This window comes from Isoptericola sp. 178 (assembly GCF_030586525.1).
Classification (GTDB): domain Bacteria; phylum Actinomycetota; class Actinomycetes; order Actinomycetales; family Cellulomonadaceae; genus Isoptericola; species Isoptericola sediminis.
Genome location: NZ_JAUQYN010000005.1, coordinates 52,299 through 69,680, shown reverse-complemented (window position 1 = coordinate 69,680; position 17,382 = coordinate 52,299). Strand labels below are relative to the sequence as shown.

The window sequence follows — 17,382 nt, the reverse complement described above, 5'->3', positions numbered from 1 at the left end:
TGTCCGTGGCTGCATCACCGACGGCAGGAAGCGCACTGGGGCGGTACGTCCTGGTGCGCTTCCTGCTCATCATCCCGACCGTCTTCATCCTGGTCACCACCGTGTTCGTGCTCATGCGCGCCACGGGTGACCCGATCACGGCCGCCCTCGGCGGTCGTCTCACCCCCGACCAGCTCGCCGAACGCATCCAGGCCGCCGGGTACGACCGGCCGATCCTCGTGCAGTACTGGGAGTACCTCTCGGGGATCCTCACCGGCGACTTCGGCACGACGATCAGCGACAACCGGCCCGTCACCGAGGTGCTCACCACCTACGGCGCGGCGACGCTCGAGCTGAGCACGTACGCCGTGCTGGTCGCGCTCGTCCTCGGCGTGCCGTTCGGCATGATCGCCGCCTACCGGCGCGACCTGCTGCCCGACGCCGTGCTGCGCGTGCTGGCGATCCTCGCCTACGCGACGCCGGTCTTCTTCGCCGGTCTGCTGCTGAAGCTGATCTTCTCCGTCTGGCTCGGCTGGTTCCCGGTCGCGGGCAGGGTCTCGACGGCCGGCGAGATCGAGATGCGCAAGGCGGGTGCCGACTCGGGCTTCATGGTCGTCGACGCCCTCGCCACCGGGGACCCCGCCGTCCTGCTCGACGTGCTCTCGCACGCCGTCCTGCCGTCGCTGGCGCTCGGCCTGCTCACGGCCGGGGTGTTCCTGCGGCTGGTGCGCACCAACATGATCAGCACGCTGGGCACCGAGTTCGTCGTCTCCGCCCGGTCGCGCGGCGTGAAGGAGCGGCGCCTGGTCACCGCGCACGCGTGGCGTCCCGCGCTCATCCCGATCATCACCGTCGCGGGCATGCAGATCGCCATGCTCCTGGTGGGCGCCGTGCTCACCGAGACCACCTTCGAGTGGCGCGGCCTCGGCTTCCAGCTCTCGGAGTACCTGCAGGCCCGCGACTTCGTGGCCGTGCAGGGGATCGTCGTGGTCATGGCCGTCATCGTCGCGGTGACGAACTTCCTGGTGGACGTGATCGCCGCCCTCGTCGACCCGAGAGTGAGGTACTGATGACCGCCCCGGAGACCCAGGGGGCCCCGCCCCCGGTGCCGGCCGCGCCCGAGCACCTGCAGGGGCGCGGCGCGTGGTTCAAGCGGCTGCCCGTCGTGCACCAGGTGCGCCAGAGCGTCGGCCTCCAGCGAGGCATGCTCGTCACGGGGCTGGTGCTGTGCGCCGTGTTCGTGGTCACCGCCGTCGGTGCCCGCTGGATCGCGCCGTACGGCTGGTCCCAGCTGCGCACCCCGGAGGGCGCCTTCGGCGCCCAGCAGCCCCCGAGCGCCGAGCACTGGTTCGGCACCACCGTCGGCGGGTACGACGTGCTCTCCCGGGTGGTGTGGGGCGCGCAGACGGCGCTGCTCGTCGTCATCGTCGCGGTGACGGCGTCCATCGTCGTCGGCGTGCTGCTCGGTCTGGTCTCGGGCTACTTCGGCGGCTGGGCGGACCGGGTGCTCGTGCTCGTCGCCGACGCCGTGTACGCCTTCCCGTCGCTGCTGCTGGCGATCCTGCTCGCCATCGTCATCTCGGGCGGCCAGTCGAGCATGTGGGGCGGCGTCCTCGCCGCCGCGCTGTCGATCACGGTGGTGTTCGTGCCGCAGTACTTCCGCGTGGTGCGGGCCGAGGTGGTCCGCATCAAGGGGGAGGCGTTCGTCGACGCCGCTCGTGTCCTGGGCACGCCGCACCGGCGGATCATGACCCGCCACGTGCTGCGCAACTCGGTGCGCACCCTGCCGCTCATCGTCACGTTGAACGCCTCCGAGGGCATCCTGACCCTGGCGGGGCTGGGCTTTCTCGGGTTCGGCATCGAACCGACGGCCGCCGCGGAGTGGGGCTACGACCTGCAGCGGGCGGTCGCGGACGTCACCTCGGGCATCTGGTGGACGGCGCTGTTCCCCGGTCTGGCGATCGTGCTGGCCGCCATGGGGATGACGCTCGTGGGCGAGTCCCTCAACGACCTGGCCGACCCGCGCCTGCGGGTGCGGTCCCGGTCGCGCAAGGTCGCCGGCGCGGTGGCCGCCACGTCGGTGGACGCCGGGTCGGACGCCGACGCCGGGACCACCGGCCCGTCGAAGGAGGAGTCATGAGCACGTCGCGCGTCGCGCACATCGAGGACCTCGCGGTCTCGTTCGCCACCGACGCCGGCCCGGTGCGGGCCGTCGACGGCGTCAGCCTCGACGTCGCCCCGGGCGAGGTGCTCGCGATCGTCGGCGAGTCCGGGTCGGGCAAGACCGTGACGGCGAAGACCATCCTCGGCCTGCTGCCGGAGACGGCCACGGCGAGCGGCGCCGTCGTGCTCAGCGGGCACGACGGCGCGCAGACCGACGTCGTGCACGTGTCCGGCGCGGAGCTGCGCCGGGTGCGCGGCCGCGACGTCGCCATGGTGTTCCAGGAGCCCTCCACGGCGCTGAACCCCGTCTACACGGTCGGCTGGCAGATCGCCGAGGGGTTGCGTGCCCACGGCAAGGTCTCGGCGAAGGAGGCGCGGCGGCGGGCGGTCGAGGTGCTGCGGACCGTCGGGATCCCGGATCCCGAGCAGCGCGTCGACCACTACCCGCACCAGTTCTCCGGCGGTCAGAAGCAGCGTGTCGTCATCGCCATGGCGCTGGTCCTCGACCCCGGGCTGATCGTGGCCGACGAGCCGACGACGGCGCTCGACGTCACCGTCCAGGCGGAGATCCTGGACCTGCTGCGGCGGCTGCGGGACGAGACCGGGACGGCGATCGTGCTCATCACCCACAACATGGGGGTGGTGGCGGACCTGGCCGACCGGGTCGCCGTGATGTACCAGGGCCGTGTGGTCGAGGAGGCTCCCGTGCAGGAGCTCTTCGCCGACCCGCAGGCCGAGTACACCCGGACGCTGCTCGGGGCGGTGCCACGGGTCGGCGAGGGCACCGCGCGCGCCGAGGCCCGGGCGGCGTCCCGGCCCGAGGGATGGGCCGACGGCGAGCCGGTCGTGCGGGCCGAGCACCTGACCATCACCTACCCGGGCAGGTTCCGGCGTCCGGGCTTCACCGCGGTCGACGACGTGTCCCTGACGATCCGGCCCGGTGAGGTCCTGGGGCTGGTGGGGGAGTCCGGTTCGGGCAAGACGACCATCGCCCGGGCCGTGGCCGGGCTGCAGCCCGTCACCAGCGGGTCGCTGCGGGTGCTGGGCACGGAGATGCGCGGTGCCAGGGGCCGTGCCCTCGCCGGCATGCGGCCGCGGCTCGGGTTCGTCTTCCAGGACCCGGCGACGTCGTTCAACCCGCTGCTGACGATCGCCGAGTGCGTGGCCGAGCCGCTGGTCGTGCACGGCCGGGCCGCGTCGCCCGCGGCGGCACGTGGCCGGGTGGACGAGCTGCTGGAGGCCGTCCAGCTCCCGCGCTCCTACGGCGACCGCTACCCGCACGAGCTGTCCGGCGGGCAGCGTCAGCGGGCGTCCCTGGCGCGCGGCCTGGCGCTGGACCCGGAGCTGCTGGTGGCGGACGAGCCCACCTCGGCCCTCGACGTCTCCGTGCAGGCGCGGGTCCTGGAGCTGTTCGCGGACCTGCAGGCCGAGCTCGGGTTCGCCTGCCTCTTCGTCTCGCACGACCTCGCGGTCGTGGACCTGCTCGCCGACCGGATCGCGGTGCTCTACCGCGGGCGTCTCGTCGAGTCCGGGACCGGTGCGGAGGTGCTGGGTTCGCCGCGCGAGGACTACACCCGTCGGTTGCTGGCCTCGCTGCCGGTGCCGGACCCGGCCGAGCAGGCGCGACGCCGGACGGCCCTGGCGACGGCGTGACGCCGTGACCCTCGGGTGGGGGCGGCCCCGTGCCGCTCCCACCCGGCGGTCCGCCGTCAGCCGACGCCGAGCGCGGAGAGCCAGTCGGCCGGCAGGAACGCGTACCCGACGAAGGCGACGACGTCGAGCAGGGTGTGCGCGATCACCAGGGGCAGCACGCGCTGCCGTCCCCGGCGTGAGGTGTAGAACCAGGCGAAGACGACGCCCATGACCATGTTGCCGAAGAACGGGCCGATGCCCTGGTACAGGTGGTAGGAGCCCCGCAGCAGCGAGCTGGCCACGACGAAGGTCACGCGGTGCCAGCCGAGGTCGCTCGTGCGTTCGTGCAGGTAGGCGACGGCGATCACCTCCTCCAGCAGCCCGTTCTGCAGCGCGGCCAGCATGAGGACCGGGACGGTCCACCAGTAGTCCTCGAGCGCGCTGGCCTGGATCTCGACGGTGATCCCCAGGAACCGCCCGAGGGTGTAGAACGCCAGCCCGGGGATGCCGATCGCCGCCGCGAGGGCGAAACCCCAGGCGGTGTCCCGGCCGGGCCGGGCGGCGTCGAGACCGATGCGGCGCAGGGTCCCCGGGCCGCGGGCGCTGAGCAGGTACAGAGCGAGCGCGACCGGCAGCACGGCGAATGCGATCCCGAGCAGCTGGTACGTCAGGTCGAGGTACGGGCGCGCCGACCGCGAGGCGTTGAGGGTCGCGGACTGCTCGGCCAGCGCCGTGCCGGAGGTCAGCCTGGCGACGATGTTGACCAGCGCGTAGATCGCGCTCTGGCCGAGGCTGAGGCCCAGGACGAGCCAGATCTCGGCGCCGGTCCGGCGGCGGTCCCGCGGCGTGCGGGCCGGCGCGGCGGGCGCCGGCGGCGTCCAACGGTCCTTCACGGCGGGTCGTGGTGCGCTCACCGGCCCAGCCTAAGCGCGCCCCACCCTTCGCTGTGGGTATGAGATGTGCGGCCCCACCGCGGGTCGGAGGCGCAGATTTCATGCCCACAGCGGTCGGCGGGGTCTTGTGCGTTCCGGGAACCGGTGGCACACTGCAAAGTAGTTTGTACTGCAAACCTCATCGAGAGCACCGGAGCCATCGTGAGCACCGAACCCGACAGCCGGTCCGACCACCCCCTCGACCCCGCCGCGAGCCTGGACCTCATCGCGGAGTCCCAGCGTCGGGTCCGCCGCGGCACCGAACCGGACGGCCGCCTGATCTGTCTCGTGTGGGGGATCGCCTGGGCGGTCGGCTACCTCGTGCTGTGGACGAGCGCCCGCGCGCTCGGCGTGCCCGGCGTGGTGGCCTACGTCGTCTTCGGGACCCTGCTCGCCGTGGCCGTCGTCGTCACGATCGTGCACAGCGCGCGCCGCGCCGCCGGGACCCGCGGCCCCGGGCACCGGGCCACGGTCCTGTGGGGGGCGACGTGGTTCCTGGCGTTCGGCGTGTACCCCTTCGTCATCGCCGGACTCGGCCGCGCCGGGGCGTCCGACGACGTGACGGGCCTGGCCTCGAACGCGTTGGCCTGCGTCATCATCGGCGTCATGTACCTGACCGGGGGCGCGTCCTTCGGCGACCGCGGGCTGTCCGTCCTCGGGGCCTGGATCCTGCTCACCGGGGGCGTCGCGACGATGGCGGGGATGCCCGCCACCTACCTCGTCATGGCGACGGTCGGCGGCGGCGGGTTCCTCGCGATCACCGTGGTCTGGCAGGTGCTGCACCTGCGGCGCCGGGCAGGGGCGCGGCGATGACCGAGCTCGACACCGTCATCCACGCCCCGGCGCGGCTGCGGGTCGTGTCCACGCTCGCCGCGCTGGAGGTGGGGGAGGAGATCACCTTCGCCAAGCTCCAGAAGCTCCTGGACATGACCGCGGGCAACCTCTCGACGCACCTGCGCAAGCTCGAGGACGCCGGCTACGTGCGCCAGACCAAGGAGTTCGCCGGGCGTCGGCCCGTCACCTACCTCGCCCTGACGACGGACGGTCGACGGGCCTTCGAGGACTACACCACCACCCTGCAGGACCTCTTGAGAGGGGCCGGATCATGACCGTCATCGACGTCGACGGCGTCACCCGCCGTTTCGGGGACGTCGTCGCCCTGGACGACGTCTCCCTGGAGGTGGGCCCCGGCGAGCTCGTCGGGCTGCTCGGTCCGAACGGGGCCGGCAAGTCGACCCTGCTGTCCCTCGTGAGCGGCCAGCGGCGACCCGACACCGGCCGCGTCCGGCTGCTCGGCGGCGACCCGCGGGACGCGGCGTCGCGGATCGGGCTCGGCATCACCCCGCAGGAGACCGGCCTCCCGCCGACCCTGCGCGTCGGCGAGGTGGTCGACTTCGTCGGCGGGCACTTCCCGGACCAGGTGCCGACCGCCGAGCTGCTCGAGCAGTTCGGTCTCACGGACAAGGCGCGCAAGCAGACCGGGTCGTTGTCCGGCGGCCAGAAGCGGCGGCTCGCCGTGGCCCTGGCCCTCGTCGGCCGTCCCCGGGTGATCCTGCTGGACGAACCCACCACGGGACTGGACGTCACCGCCCGGCAGGTGCTGTGGGAGGCGATCCGGCGGTACCACGCCGGCGGCGGGACCGTGCTGCTGACCAGTCACTACCTCGAGGAGGTCCAGGCGCTGGCCGAGCGGGTGGTGGTGATCGATCACGGCGTGGTGCGCGCGGACGACTCCCTGGACGGGATCCTGCGCCGGGTGGGACTGCGCCGGGTGGTGCTGCGCGCGGCGGTCGACCTGGTCGACCGGCCGGGAGTGTCCCGCGGCGAGCACCGCGGCGACGGCACCCAGGAGCTCTACACGCCCGACGCGGACGCGCTGGTCCGTGACCTCGTGACCTCGGGCGTCGCGTTCTCAGACCTGCAGATCCGTGGCGCCAGCCTCGAGGAGGCGTTCGCCGAGATGGTCGCCTCCGGTTCCCTGGAAGGAGCGGACCGATGACCCGCGTGACACCCGCACCCGCCGTCGTCGCGCCGTCGGGCACCGTGAGCCCGGTGCGGATGACCTGGCTGCACCTGAAGTTCCAGTTCCTGGAGACGGTGCGCATCCCCATCGCGGTGCTGGGGAACATGTTCTTCCCCGCGCTGGCGATGTTCTTCTTCGTCGTGCCGCAGAGCGACGTCGCGCAGAACCCCGTGTTCGCCACGATGGCGGTCGCGGGGCTGGCCCTCTTCGCCGTCTGCTCGGCGAGCCTGTTCACCTACGGCCTCGGCGTGGCCGAGGACCGTCAGCTCCCGTTCGACCCGTTCGTGCGCTCCCTGCCGGCGGGGCCGGGACCGCGCATGGTCGCGCGGATCCTCAACGGGGCCGTCTTCGCGCTCTTCGGACTCGTGCCGCTGATCCTCATCGGCGCGTTCTTCACCGCCGCCTCGGTGACGCTCCTCGAGCTGCTCGCCGGGGTCGCGACGATCCTGGCGACGGCGGTCCCGTTCGTGCTGCTGGGGATGGCCGTCGGGTACTCGCTGACGGCCAAGGCCGCGCTGCCGGTCGTGCAGGTCGTCCTGTTCCCGCTGGCCTTCGCCGGCGGGCTGTTCCTGCCGCCGGTCGCGTTCCCCGACTGGCTGAACACGCTGTCCCAGGGGACGCCGACCCGCGCCGGCCGCGACCTGCTCGTGCAGGCGCTGACCGGCGCGGACGCCTACGCCGGCGCGTGGCCGGTGCTGCTCGGCTGGACCGTGCTGTTCGCGACGCTGGCCGTGGTGGCGTACCGCCGCGACGAGGGCCGGCGCTTCCGCTGATCCCCGCCCACGACGACGATCTCAGCCGGCGCGGCGCAGGCGCAGCGAGTTGCTCACCACGATCACCGACGAGGCCGCCATCGCCGCACCCGCGATCATCGGGTTGAGCAGACCGGCCGCGGCCAGGGGGATCGCGGCGACGTTGTAGGCGAACGCCCAGAACAGGTTCTGCTGGATGATCCGCAGGGTGCGCCGGGACAGCCGGACGGCGGTGGCGGCCGCCCGCAGGTCGCCGCGCACCAGCGTGATGTCGCTGGCCTCGATCGCCACGTCGGTGCCGGTGCCCATGGCCAGGCCCAGGTCGGCGGTGGCCAGGGCGGCGGCGTCGTTCACGCCGTCACCGACCATCGCGACCGTGCGCCCCTCGGACTGCAGGCGCGCCACGGTGGCCGCCTTGTCCTGCGGCAGCACCCGGGCGATCACCTCGTCGATCCCGACCTCGGCCGCCGCGGCGCGGGCCGCGCCCTCGGCGTCCCCGGTCAGCAGCACCGGGTGCAGCCCGAGGTCGCGCAGCTCCCGCACGGCCTCGGCCGACGTCGGCTTCACCGGGTCGCGCAGCACGAGCACGGCGCGGGCCGACCCGTCCCAGGCGACGACGACGGCGGTCGCCCCGTCGTCCTCCGCCTCCGCGACGGTGTCCCGCACCTCGTCGGGGACACGGACGTCGGTCTCGTCGAGCCAGCTCAGCCGGCCGACGGTGACCCGGCGGCTGCCCAGCCCCGCGTCGCCCAGCCCGGAGTGCGCGGTCCGCACGACGGCCTCGACGCCCCCGCCGGGGACGCTGCGGAAGTCGAACACCTGCAGCGCGCCGGCCGTGACGCCGTCGGCCCCGACCTCGGCGGGCCGGCGGCCCGGGTCCGCGGCAGGATCCCCCGCGGAGTGCGGCGCGTCGTGTCCCTCGGCAGCCGCCGCGGGCGCGTGCGCGATCGCCTGGGCGATCGGGTGCTCGCTGCGTGCCTCGACGGCGGCGGCGTGCCGCAACGCCTCGTCGGCGTCGACCCCGGCCGCGGGGACGACCCGCTCCAGCGCCATCGCGCCGGCGGTGACCGTGCCGGTCTTGTCGAGCACCACGGTGTCGACCCGGCGCGTGGACTCGAGGATCTCCGGCCCCTTGATGAGGACGCCGAGCTGGGCCCCGCGCCCGGTGCCGACCAGCAGCGCCGTCGGCGTCGCCAGGCCCAGGGCGCACGGGCACGCGATGATGAGCACGGCGACCGCGGCCGTGAACGCGAACGGCAGGTCCGCACCGGCGAGCAGCCACCCGCCGAACGTCAGCACGGACAGGGTCAGCACGATCGGCACGAACACCGCCGAGATGCGGTCCGCGAGCCGCTGCACCGGGGCCTTGCCGGTCTGCGCCTGGGCGACGAGCCGCCCGATCTGCGCGAGCGTCGTCTCCTCGCCGACACGGGTGGCCCGCACCAGCAGGTGGCCGGAGGTGTTGACGGTGGCACCGGTGACGGCGTCACCGGGTGCGACGTCCACGGGCACCGGTTCGCCGGTCAGCAGGGAGGTGTCCACCGCGGAGGCGCCCTCGACGACCTCGCCGTCGGTGGCGATCGTGGACCCGGGCCGCACGGCGAACAGGTCGCCGACGCGCAGCGCGGAGACGGCCACGCGGTCGGTGACCGGCCGGCCGTCGTCACGGGTCACGGGGGTGCCGTCCGGTCGGGTGCGGACGCGCTCGGCGTCCTTGGCGCCCATCTCGAGCAGCGTGCGCAGCGCGTCGCCGGCCCGTCGCTTCGAGCGGTGCTCGGCGTACCGTCCCGCCAGCAGGAAGGTCGTGACCACCGCCGCGACCTCGAAGTAGAGCTCCGGTGCGCCGGCGTGCTCGCGGGAGGGCAGCAGCGACACGTCCATCGTCATGCCGATCTCGCCGGCCCCGCCGAGGAGCAGGGCCCACAGCGACCAGAGGGTCGCGGCGGTGACGCCGATCGACACCAGGGTGTCCATCGTGGACGACCCGTGCCGCGCCGCGCGGGCGGCCGCCGTGTGGAACGGCCACGCGCCCCAGGTGACCACGGGCAGCGCCAGGGCCGCCACGACCCACTGCCAGCCGGGGAACTGCCAGGCGGGCACCATCGACAGCGCGACGACCGGCACGGTGAGCACGGCGGACACGCGGAGCCGGCGGAGCAGGTCGGCGCCGCGGTACTCGGCGCCGCCGGCGGCGGGCGCCTCGTCCGCCGCCGGCGCGTCGGAGGACTCCTCCGGTCCGGGGACGTCCCGCCCGTCGGGTGCGAGGAGCACGTCGGTGCCCGCTCCGGGGTCGGACGACGTCTCCGCGCTGCGCGAGCGGGTGATCGTCGCGGTGTAGCCCGCGGCCTCGACGGCTCGTACGAGGGCGTCGTCGTCGTGCTCCTCGGTGAGGACCACGTGTGCGGTCTCGAGGGGAAGGTTCACGGTCGCCTCGACGCCGGGGAGCTTGCCGAGCTTCTTCTCGACGCGCGCGACGCAGCTGGCGCAGGTCATGCCCGAGACGGCGAGGTCGACCTCGCGCACGGTCGGGCTGGGGGTGGTGGTCATGGGAGGTGACTCCTGTGGTGCGTGCGTGGATGTCACCGGCGGCGGACCGGGGAGGCGGTCGGCGCGGTCGGGTGCACCGGGGTGTCCGGTGCGGCGCGGAGGGTCCGCGCCGTCCGGCAGGACGGCGGGTCGGCGGACGGTCCGCGGGAAGAAGGGGGGCGCAGGGGGCCGCTCAGCGGCCCCAGGTGTGCGCGGCGTCGTCGTGCGCCCGCTGCTTGCCGGGCGCCTGCTCAGCCTGCTGGGCCGCGAGCGCGTCCGTCTGCACGTCGAGCGAGGCGACCTCGTAGCCCGCCTCGTCGACGGCGGCGCGCAGCGCAGCCTCGTCGAGCGGCTCGTCGGAGAAGACCGTCACCTCGGACTCCGCGTCCGGGTGGAGCACGATGCTGACGTGCTCGGCGCGGTCGACGCTCTCGATGCGCTCGGTGACGCGCGCGACGGAGTCGGTGCTGGTCATGCCGGTGACGCCCAGCGTGGTGACGGTGCTCATGGTGCTCCTCGGTCTCCTCGGATCAGCTGCGGACGAGGCGTCCGATGGCATCGGTCGCCTCCTTGACCTTCGCGGCCCCTGCCTCGTCGGACTCGCGGGCGGCCCCGACGACGCAGTGGTTGAGATGGTCCTCGACCAGCGCCAGGCTCACGGACTGCAGCGCCTTCGTCACGGCCGACACCTGGGTCAGGATGTCGATGCAGTAGACGTCCTCGTCGATCATCCGGGCGATGCCGCGGACCTGGCCCTCGATGCGGCGCATGCGCTTGAGGTACGCCGCCTTGTCCGAGGCGTACCCGTGCGGGCCGTCGTGCTCGTCCACGCCGACCGCCGTGGTCGGGTCGGGCGCTGCTGTCTCGGTCATGGCTCCAGCATACCCTCCGGGGGTATGTGGTCAAGGGTGATTCCGGGCACGGTCCGCCGTCACTTCTTCTTCGACTTCTTGCTCTTCCCGGACTTCTTCGCGTCCTTGCCCGAGGCCCCCTTCGGGGCGCCCTTGGCCGACTTCTTGCCCTTGCCGGCCGTCTTGGCCTTCTTGGCCTTCTTCCCCTTCTTGTTCTTCTTGCCCGTGTCGGCCTTCGCGTCCGTGGCCGCCGTCTTCCCGGTGCCGGACGTCGCGTCCTGGTCCGACCTGGTGCCCTGCGCCGTCTTCGCGGTGTCCGTCGAGGCACCGTTCGTGGCGGGAGCGGGGTCGCCGCCCGAGACCCGCGCCTTGAACCCCGAGCCGGCCCGGAAGCGCGGGACGACGGCGGCCGGGACCTCGACCGTGTCGCCCGTGCGTGGGTTGCGGGCGGTCCGGGCGGGGCGCTCCGCGCCGGTGAAGGTCCCGAAGCCGAGCAAGGAGACGCGTTCACCGGCGGAGACGCTCTCCATGATCGAGTCGAGGACGGCGTCGACCTGCCGCCGCGCCTGGGTCGGGGTGCTCTCGGTGCGTTCGGCGACGGCCGCGGCGAGCTCGGACTTGTTCATCTCTGATCCTCTCCTGGCACCGGTCGAGGGAGCCGGGGCCCCCGAGATCCACCCAACGTACCCAAGGGTGCTGGTCGTCACCAGGATCGCGCGGACGGGTCCTCCCGCCGGGCCGCCCTGCCGTCGCGACCCGTCGGGGCGCGACGGGGTGAAAGAGGGGCATGACCTGGCCGTTCACGCCCCGGTGGCGCTATGTTGAGCCGCCGCCCGAGCGCTGTGCCGAGCGGCAGATCAGGGAGCGTCGATGAAGCGCATGATCGTGGCGTCCGTGGTGGGCGCCCTGCTGGCCGTCGGAGGGGTCGCCGCACCGGCGACCGCCGGATCCGGATCCGTCACCGACTCGGACACCGAGGGCCGGTCCGTCCGCATGACGGTGACCACACCGAAGTACGTGACCATCAACCGGGCGGGCTACACCAAGATCCCGGTGACGGCCAGGCTGGCATTCTCGGGGCCCGGCACCTTCACCGGGTGGTGGGGTGACGCCGGCTACGCGACGGCCGAGTCGATCAACGGCGACTGGCAGTTCTCCTGGGCCGACTTCACCGACACGGTCGAGACCACCAAGAAGACCACCGTCGTCTTCCGCAAGTACGACCGCCTCGCGCCGCAGCGGCTCGCCGTGGGGGCCGAGACGGCGCCCGTGTACGGCGGTTCGTTGCTCTACCCGTTCGACGACCACCTGACGACCGTGTACCTGCGCAACGCGCGCAAGATCGTGGGCACGGACGCCTACCGGAAGAGCGGCTCCCGGGCCTACGTCCAGGTCCGCGGGACGGTCAAGGAGAACGTCTGGAAGTCCTCGACGTCGTACGAGGGGACGTGGAGGGGCAGGAAGGGCGTCGAGGTCGCGATCCAGTTCAAGCCGGACGGCGCGGCGAGCTGGAGCACCGTCAAGTACGTCACGACCGGGACGGGCGGAGAGGTCGTCACCCGGATCCGCAAGGGCAAGGCGGGCACGGTGCGGATCGTCGTCGCGCCGACCAACCGCACCACGGCGGCCACCGGGACCGACGGCGTCGGCGCCCGCTGACCGTCGTCGGCGCGGGACGACCGTGCCCCGGTACCCGCCGTGGGTACCGGGGCACGGGTGCTCGGGAGCCGGGTCAGGCCGTCGCGGCCGCCGCGGCCCGCGCCGCCGCGGGCAGCGCTTCGAGGATGCGGCCGACCGCCTCCTCGTCGTGCGCCGCCGAGCAGAACCACGCCTCGAACAGCGAGGGCGGCAGGTTGACGCCCGCGTCGAGCATCGCGTGGAAGAACGGCCGGTGGCGGAAGACGTCCTGGGCCCGGGCGTCGGCGAACGACGCCACGCCGTCGCGAGCCGCGGCCTCGCCGAAGAAGACCGAGAACAGCGACCCCACGCGCTGCACGCGGTGCGGCACGCCCTCGGCGTCCAGGGCCTCCTCGAGAGCCGTCGACACGGTGTCGGCCACCTCGGACACCCGGTCGTACACGAGCTCGTCGGCCAGCCGCAGCGTCGCCAGGCCCGCGGCCACGGCGACGGGGTTCCCGGACAGCGTGCCCGCCTGGTAGACGGGGCCGGTCGGGGCGAGATGGTCCATGACCGACGCGGCGCCGGCCAGCGCGGCCACCGGCATGCCGCCGCCGACGACCTTGCCGAAGGTGAACAGGTCCGGGGTCCAGTCCTCGCCCTGCGCCCGGGCCAGACCCCAGTAGCCGGCGTCGGAGACGCGGAACCCGGTGAGCACCTCGTCCAGGACGAGCAGCGCCCCGTGCTGGGAGGTCAGGCGGCGCAGCCCGGCGTTGAAGCCCGGGGCGGGCGGCACGACACCCATGTTCGCGGGGGCCGACTCGGTGATGACGGCAGCGATGCGGTCGCCGTGCGCGGCGAACACCGCCTCGACGGCGTCCAGGTCGTTGTACGGCAGGACGAGGGTCTCGGCGGCCGCGGCCTCGGTGACCCCGGCCGACCCGGGCATGGCCAGCGTCGCGACGCCCGACCCGGCCTCGGCGAGCAGCGCGTCCACGTGCCCGTGGTAGCAACCGGCGAACTTGACGACCAGCGGGCGTCCGGTGACGCCCCGCGCCAGCCGCACCGCCGTCATCGTCGCCTCGGTGCCGGTGGACACCAGCCGGACGTGCTCGGCGGCCGGGACCCGCCGACGGATCTCCTCGGCGAGCTCGACCTCGCCGATCGTCGGCGCGCCGAAGGACAGTCCGCGCGATGCCGCCTCCTGCACGGCGGCCACCACCTCGGGGTGGGCGTGCCCGAGCAGGGCCGGGCCCCAGGATCCGACGAGGTCGACGTACTCGCGCCCGGCGACGTCGGTGACGTAGGGGCCGCGGGCCGAGGTGAGGAACCGCGGGTCGCCGCCGACCGAGCCGTAGGCGCGCACCGGGGAGTTCACCCCGCCGGGGATGGCGTCCTGGGCACGCAGGAACGCGGAGTGGTTGTCGGCCGGGGGCGTGGCGCCCACGAGCGCCGTCTCGACCTGGCCGAAGCCTGCGGTGTCCGTCATCGTGGTCCTTCCGTTCGGTGGTGGCGGGGGCTCGGCCGGGTCAGGCGAGCCAGTCCGCGATCTCGTGCGCCCAGTAGGTGAGGATCACGTCGGCGCCGGCCCGCTTGATGGCCAGCACCGACTCCAGGACGGCACCGCGGCGGTCGATCCAGCCGTTCGCGGCCGCCGCCTCGATCATCGCGTACTCGCCGGAGACCTGGTAGGCGGCCACGGGCACGTCGGCACGGTCGGCGACGCCGCGCAGGACGTCCAGGGAGGTCCCGGCGGGTTTGACCATGACCATGTCCGCCCCCTCGGCCAGGTCCAGGTCGGCCTCGCGCAGGCCCTCGCGGGAGTTGGCGGCGTCCATCTGGTAGGTCCGTCGGTCGCCCTGCAGGGCGGAGTCGACGGCCTCGCGGAACGGGCCGTAGAAGGCGCTGGCGTACTTGGCGCTGTAGGCGAGGATCGACACGTCCTCGAAGCCCGCGTCGTCCAGCGCGTCACGGATCACGGCGACCTGGCCGTCCATCATGCCCGACGGCGAGACCACCTCGGCGCCGGCCTTCGCCTGCGCGACCGCCATCGTCGCGTAGCGCTCCAGGGTGCTGTCGTTGTCGACGACGCCCTCGGGGGTGAGCACGCCGCAGTGGCCGTGGTCGGTGAACTCGTCCAGGCAGGTGTCGGCCATGACGACGGGGCCGGGGCGCCCCGTCTCCGCCTCGACGGCGGTCACGGCCGCGCGCGCGGCCCGGATCCCGCGCTGCAGGATGCCGTCCGGGTCGTCGCCGGCGGTGCCGCGGCCGTCCCGCTCGGCGGGGATGCCGAAGAGCATCACCCCGCCGACCCCCGCGCGGGCCGCGGCGGCGACCGCGTCGGCCAGCGTGGCCTCGGTGTGCTGCACCTGGCCGGGCATCGACGAGATCGGCGCGGGCTCGGTCAGCCCCTCCTTGACGAACAGCGGCAGCACGAGGTCGGCCGCGTGCAGCCGGGTCTCGGCGGCGAGCCGGCGCATCCGCGGTGTCGTGCGCAGACGGCGGGGCCGGTAGACGATGCCGGACGTGCTCATGAGTTCTGCTCCAGGGCGGTCGTGACGGCGGCGGCGAGGCCGTCGTCGGTCGGTGCGGACGCGACGCCCGCGACGGTCAGGCCCACCTCGTGCGCGGTGTCGGCCGACGGACGGCCGATCGCGACGACGGGTGCGGCGGTGCCGAGCTGGGCGGCGATCTCTCGGGCCACGGAACCCGAGGTGACCACGACCAGGTCGTAGGGGCGGCCGACGACGTCCGCCGGCAGCGCGGTGCGCACGGTGCGGTAGGCGGTGACCACCTCGGGGTGCCAGCCGCGGGCGGCCAGACCGTCGCGCAGGGTGGGGCGGGCGCGGTCGCCGAGCGGCAGCAGCACGGGCCGCCCCTCCTCGTCGGCGTGCGGGAAGGCGGCGACGAGCCCGTCGGCCGAGGCGTCCCCGGGCACCAGCTCCGGGTCGACGTCCACGGCCCGCAGCGCGCGGACGGTGGCCGGGCCCACGGCGGCCCACCGGGTGGGTGCGGCGGCGAGGGGGCGGGCGGCGGCCCCGGCCAGGGCGTCGACCGCGTTCACGCTGGTGATCACGGTCCAGACGAACCGTCCGTCGTGCAGGTGGGCCACGGTCCCGCGCAGGGCCTCCTGGTCGTGCGCCGGCGCCCGGGTGATCACCGGGGCGACGGTGACGTCCGCCCCGGCGTCGCGCAGCAGCCCGGCCAGCCCGGCCGCCCGCTCCGGCGAGCGCGGCAGCAGCACCGACCGTCCCGTCAGCGGGGGACATACGTCCGGGGCGGTCACGGGACCTCCGGGTCGTCCGTCCCGGTCAGCGTCCGGTCGGTGTCGCCGCGGGACGGCGGTGCCGCGGTCAGCGGTGCCAGCCGCGCGGCGCCGTCGGCGAGCAGCCGTTCGGCGACCCGGACGCCCAGCGCGCGGGCCGCCGTGTCCGCGTCGGCGTCGGACAGGTCGGGCCCGACGGCGACCCGGGCCGTGTGGGTGAGCTGCTCGGCACCGTCGACCCGTCCGACGACGGCCGACATGACGAGCTCGCCGTCCTCCAGGCGGGCGTGGGCGCCGATCGGGGCCGAGCACCCGGCCTCGAGACGGGCCAGCACCCCGCGCTCGGCGGTCACCGCCAACCGGGTGGGCCGGTGGTCCAGGGCGGCGAACGCCTGGGCGAGCGCGCCGTCGGCGAGGTCGACGGCGCGGGCCTCGACGGCGAGGGCGCCCTGCCCGGGCGCCGGGGCGACGACCGACGGGTCGAGCACCTCGCTGACGACCTCGGTGCGGTCCAGCCTGCTCAGCCCGGCGAAGGCGAGCACGACCGCGTCCAGGTCGGCCTCCTCGCCGAGCGCCCGGGCCAGCCGGGTCTCGACGTTGCCGCGGATGTCGACGATCTCGAGGTCGGGCCGGGCCGCCTGCAGCTGGGCGGCCCGGCGCGGCGAACCGGTGCCGACCCGGCCGTTGCGGGGCAGCGTCTCCAGCGTCAACCCGTCGCGGGCGCACAGCGCGTCGCGGGGGTCCTCCCGCTCCGGCGTGACGAACGTCAGACCGGCGGGCTGGGCCGTGGGCAGGTCCTTCAGCGAGTGCACCGCGACGTCGCAGCGCTCGTCGAGCAGGGCCTCGCGCAGCGCGGCGACGAACACGCCCGTGCCGCCGAGCTGGGAGAGCGAGGTCGTGCGGTCGGCGTCCCCGGCGGTCCGGACGTGGACCAGCTCGACGGGGTGCTCGAGCAGCTCGGTCAGGCGGCGCGCCACGAAGCCGGACTGCGTGGTCGCCAGTCGGCTGGCCCGGGTGCCGAGGCGCAGGTGGGTGACGTCGAGGGTGCTCACCCGTCCAGTCTCTCGCGAACCGAGGGGTCCGGGACAACCCGGACGGCCCTGTTCCGGCGGATCTCACAGTGCCCTCGTGACAGCATGAGCACCAGGGGGCACGGGGGTGCCCCGACGGAGAGGAGCGCTCCATGGAGGCCGTCCGACACGACATCGCCCTGGTGGCGCACGACAACAAGAAGGTCGAGCTGCTGCGGTGGGCGGAGTTCAACCGCGACACCCTCGCCGGCCATCAGCTCTGGGCCACCGGCACCACCGGGACGATGCTCGAGTTCGAGCTCGGGCTCCCGGTGAACCGCCTGCTCTCCGGCCCGGTCGGGGGCGACCAGCAGATCGGCGCCAAGATCGCCGAGGGCACGATCGACATGCTGATCTTCTTCTGGGACCCCCTCGAGGCGCAGCCCCACGACCCGGACGTCAAGGCCCTGCTGCGCCTCGCGGCGGTCTGGAACGCGCCGATGGCGTGCAACGTCGCCACGGCGGACATGATGATCTCCTCGCCGCTGATGCACGAGGACTACGGCGCCCGTCGGCCGGTCATCGACCAGCGCGGCTGGGTGGGCGGCGAACCGGCCGAGTGACCCGCAGGC

The 17,382-nt window shown here is 74.0% G+C and carries 18 protein-coding genes; 9 read left to right on the top strand and 9 right to left on the bottom strand.

Annotation, left to right across the window (positions count from 1 at the left end; genetic code table 11):
* The first annotated feature begins 5 nt into the window (after positions 1 to 5).
* From Q6349_RS14445 to Q6349_RS14435, 3 genes are read left to right on the top strand one after another with little or no spacing between them, the layout of a single operon-like run.
* Positions 6 to 1,049 carry an ABC transporter permease gene (locus Q6349_RS14445; protein WP_304604681.1) on the top strand — a complete coding sequence of 348 codons (1,044 nt, stop codon included), beginning with the start codon at positions 6 to 8 and terminating at the stop codon, positions 1,047 to 1,049.
* Complete coding sequence (locus tag Q6349_RS14440) at positions 1,049 to 2,119, top strand: ABC transporter permease (RefSeq protein WP_171246183.1); 1,071 nt, start codon at positions 1,049 to 1,051, stop codon at positions 2,117 to 2,119. Before Q6349_RS14445 ends, Q6349_RS14440 begins: the two co-directional genes overlap by 1 nt.
* Positions 2,116 to 3,795 (top strand): ABC transporter ATP-binding protein, encoded by a 1,680-nt coding sequence (locus Q6349_RS14435; RefSeq protein ID WP_304604680.1) that lies wholly within the window; start codon positions 2,116 to 2,118, stop codon positions 3,793 to 3,795. Before Q6349_RS14440 ends, Q6349_RS14435 begins: the two co-directional genes overlap by 4 nt.
* Positions 3,796 to 3,851: 56 nt before the next feature.
* Here the strand turns inward: Q6349_RS14435 and Q6349_RS14430 are convergent, their stop codons facing one another.
* Entirely contained in the window at positions 3,852 to 4,667 is an 816-nt protein-coding gene (locus tag Q6349_RS14430; RefSeq protein WP_370375367.1) for a CPBP family intramembrane glutamic endopeptidase, read from the bottom strand.
* Positions 4,668 to 4,868: 201 nt separating this feature from the next.
* Between Q6349_RS14430 and Q6349_RS14425 the strand changes: the two genes are divergently transcribed.
* Genes Q6349_RS14425 through Q6349_RS14410 form a run of 4 tightly spaced genes read left to right on the top strand, consistent with a single transcriptional unit; the run spans position 4,869 to position 7,502 of the window.
* A complete protein-coding gene (locus tag Q6349_RS14425) occupies positions 4,869 to 5,519 on the top strand; it encodes a hypothetical protein (RefSeq protein WP_304604679.1) in 651 nt (216 codons plus the stop codon).
* Positions 5,516 to 5,815: a transcriptional regulator gene (locus tag Q6349_RS14420; RefSeq protein ID WP_304604678.1), complete on the top strand. Its 300-nt coding sequence runs from the start codon at positions 5,516 to 5,518 to the stop codon at positions 5,813 to 5,815. Before Q6349_RS14425 ends, Q6349_RS14420 begins: the two co-directional genes overlap by 4 nt.
* On the top strand, positions 5,812 to 6,705 hold the full coding sequence (locus Q6349_RS14415) for an ABC transporter ATP-binding protein (protein WP_304604677.1): 894 nt from the start codon (positions 5,812 to 5,814) through the stop codon (positions 6,703 to 6,705). Before Q6349_RS14420 ends, Q6349_RS14415 begins: the two co-directional genes overlap by 4 nt.
* Complete coding sequence (locus Q6349_RS14410; RefSeq protein WP_304604676.1) at positions 6,702 to 7,502, top strand: ABC transporter permease; 801 nt, start codon at positions 6,702 to 6,704, stop codon at positions 7,500 to 7,502. The genes Q6349_RS14415 and Q6349_RS14410 overlap by 4 nt, the downstream gene beginning before the upstream one ends.
* A 21-nt stretch (positions 7,503 to 7,523) precedes the next feature.
* On the opposite strand, the gene Q6349_RS14405 is transcribed toward Q6349_RS14410, so the two are convergent.
* From Q6349_RS14405 to Q6349_RS14390, 4 genes are all read right to left on the bottom strand, one after another.
* Positions 7,524 to 10,028, bottom strand: coding sequence for a cation-translocating P-type ATPase (locus Q6349_RS14405; protein ID WP_304604675.1), 2,505 nt, complete (start codon positions 10,026 to 10,028; stop codon positions 7,524 to 7,526).
* 172 nt (positions 10,029 to 10,200) lie between these two features.
* The gene (locus tag Q6349_RS14400) at positions 10,201 to 10,515 is read right to left on the bottom strand and encodes a heavy-metal-associated domain-containing protein (protein WP_304604674.1); all 315 of its coding nucleotides are present in this window, start codon (positions 10,513 to 10,515) and stop codon (positions 10,201 to 10,203) included.
* Positions 10,516 to 10,537: 22 nt separating this feature from the next.
* Entirely contained in the window at positions 10,538 to 10,879 is a 342-nt protein-coding gene (locus tag Q6349_RS14395) for a metal-sensitive transcriptional regulator (protein ID WP_304604673.1), read from the bottom strand.
* A gap of 59 nt (positions 10,880 to 10,938) precedes the next feature.
* Entirely contained in the window at positions 10,939 to 11,484 is a 546-nt protein-coding gene (locus Q6349_RS14390) for an HU family DNA-binding protein (RefSeq protein ID WP_304604672.1), read from the bottom strand.
* A 244-nt stretch (positions 11,485 to 11,728) separates the two neighbouring features.
* On the opposite strand from Q6349_RS14390, the gene Q6349_RS14385 reads away from it, so the two are divergent.
* The gene (locus Q6349_RS14385; protein ID WP_304604671.1) at positions 11,729 to 12,517 is read left to right on the top strand and encodes a hypothetical protein; all 789 of its coding nucleotides are present in this window, start codon (positions 11,729 to 11,731) and stop codon (positions 12,515 to 12,517) included.
* 73 nt (positions 12,518 to 12,590) lie between these two features.
* Here Q6349_RS14385 and hemL read toward each other — a convergent pair whose 3' ends face one another.
* From hemL to hemC, 4 genes are read right to left on the bottom strand one after another with little or no spacing between them, the layout of a single operon-like run.
* Positions 12,591 to 13,964 carry a glutamate-1-semialdehyde 2,1-aminomutase gene (gene hemL, locus Q6349_RS14380; RefSeq protein WP_304604670.1) on the bottom strand — a complete coding sequence of 458 codons (1,374 nt, stop codon included), beginning with the start codon at positions 13,962 to 13,964 and terminating at the stop codon, positions 12,591 to 12,593.
* A 40-nt stretch (positions 13,965 to 14,004) separates the two neighbouring features.
* Positions 14,005 to 15,009, bottom strand: coding sequence for a porphobilinogen synthase (gene hemB / locus Q6349_RS14375; RefSeq protein WP_304604669.1), 1,005 nt, complete (start codon positions 15,007 to 15,009; stop codon positions 14,005 to 14,007).
* Complete coding sequence (locus Q6349_RS14370; protein ID WP_304604668.1) at positions 15,006 to 15,761, bottom strand: uroporphyrinogen-III synthase; 756 nt, start codon at positions 15,759 to 15,761, stop codon at positions 15,006 to 15,008. Before Q6349_RS14370 ends, hemB begins: the two co-directional genes overlap by 4 nt.
* Positions 15,758 to 16,792 (bottom strand): hydroxymethylbilane synthase, encoded by a 1,035-nt coding sequence (gene hemC, locus Q6349_RS14365; protein ID WP_304604667.1) that lies wholly within the window; start codon positions 16,790 to 16,792, stop codon positions 15,758 to 15,760. Before hemC ends, Q6349_RS14370 begins: the two co-directional genes overlap by 4 nt.
* 131 nt (positions 16,793 to 16,923) lie before the next feature.
* Here hemC and Q6349_RS14360 point away from each other — a divergent pair, with 131 nt between their 5' ends.
* The gene (locus Q6349_RS14360) at positions 16,924 to 17,373 is read left to right on the top strand and encodes a methylglyoxal synthase (RefSeq protein ID WP_304604666.1); all 450 of its coding nucleotides are present in this window, start codon (positions 16,924 to 16,926) and stop codon (positions 17,371 to 17,373) included.
* Positions 17,374 to 17,382 lie beyond the last annotated feature (9 nt).

Bases quoted from the DNA above. Each gene is read 5' to 3' on its own strand.
- Q6349_RS14440 (WP_171246183.1), top strand. From the start codon at position 1,049: ATGACCGCCCCGGAGACCCAGGGGGCCCCGCCCCCGGTGCCGGCCGCG.
- Q6349_RS14435 (WP_304604680.1), top strand. From the start codon at position 2,116: ATGAGCACGTCGCGCGTCGCGCACATCGAGGACCTCGCGGTCTCGTTC.
- Q6349_RS14420 (WP_304604678.1), top strand. From the start codon at position 5,516: ATGACCGAGCTCGACACCGTCATCCACGCCCCGGCGCGGCTGCGGGTC.
- Q6349_RS14415 (WP_304604677.1), top strand. From the start codon at position 5,812: ATGACCGTCATCGACGTCGACGGCGTCACCCGCCGTTTCGGGGACGTC.
- Q6349_RS14410 (WP_304604676.1), top strand. From the start codon at position 6,702: ATGACCCGCGTGACACCCGCACCCGCCGTCGTCGCGCCGTCGGGCACC.
- Q6349_RS14405 (WP_304604675.1), bottom strand. From the start codon at position 10,028: ATGACCACCACCCCCAGCCCGACCGTGCGCGAGGTCGACCTCGCCGTC.
- Q6349_RS14400 (WP_304604674.1), bottom strand. From the start codon at position 10,515: ATGAGCACCGTCACCACGCTGGGCGTCACCGGCATGACCAGCACCGAC.
- Q6349_RS14395 (WP_304604673.1), bottom strand. From the start codon at position 10,879: ATGACCGAGACAGCAGCGCCCGACCCGACCACGGCGGTCGGCGTGGAC.
- Q6349_RS14390 (WP_304604672.1), bottom strand. From the start codon at position 11,484: ATGAACAAGTCCGAGCTCGCCGCGGCCGTCGCCGAACGCACCGAGAGC.
- Q6349_RS14385 (WP_304604671.1), top strand. From the start codon at position 11,729: ATGAAGCGCATGATCGTGGCGTCCGTGGTGGGCGCCCTGCTGGCCGTC.
- hemL (WP_304604670.1), bottom strand. From the start codon at position 13,964: ATGACGGACACCGCAGGCTTCGGCCAGGTCGAGACGGCGCTCGTGGGC.
- hemB (WP_304604669.1), bottom strand. From the start codon at position 15,009: ATGAGCACGTCCGGCATCGTCTACCGGCCCCGCCGTCTGCGCACGACA.
- Q6349_RS14360 (WP_304604666.1), top strand. From the start codon at position 16,924: ATGGAGGCCGTCCGACACGACATCGCCCTGGTGGCGCACGACAACAAG.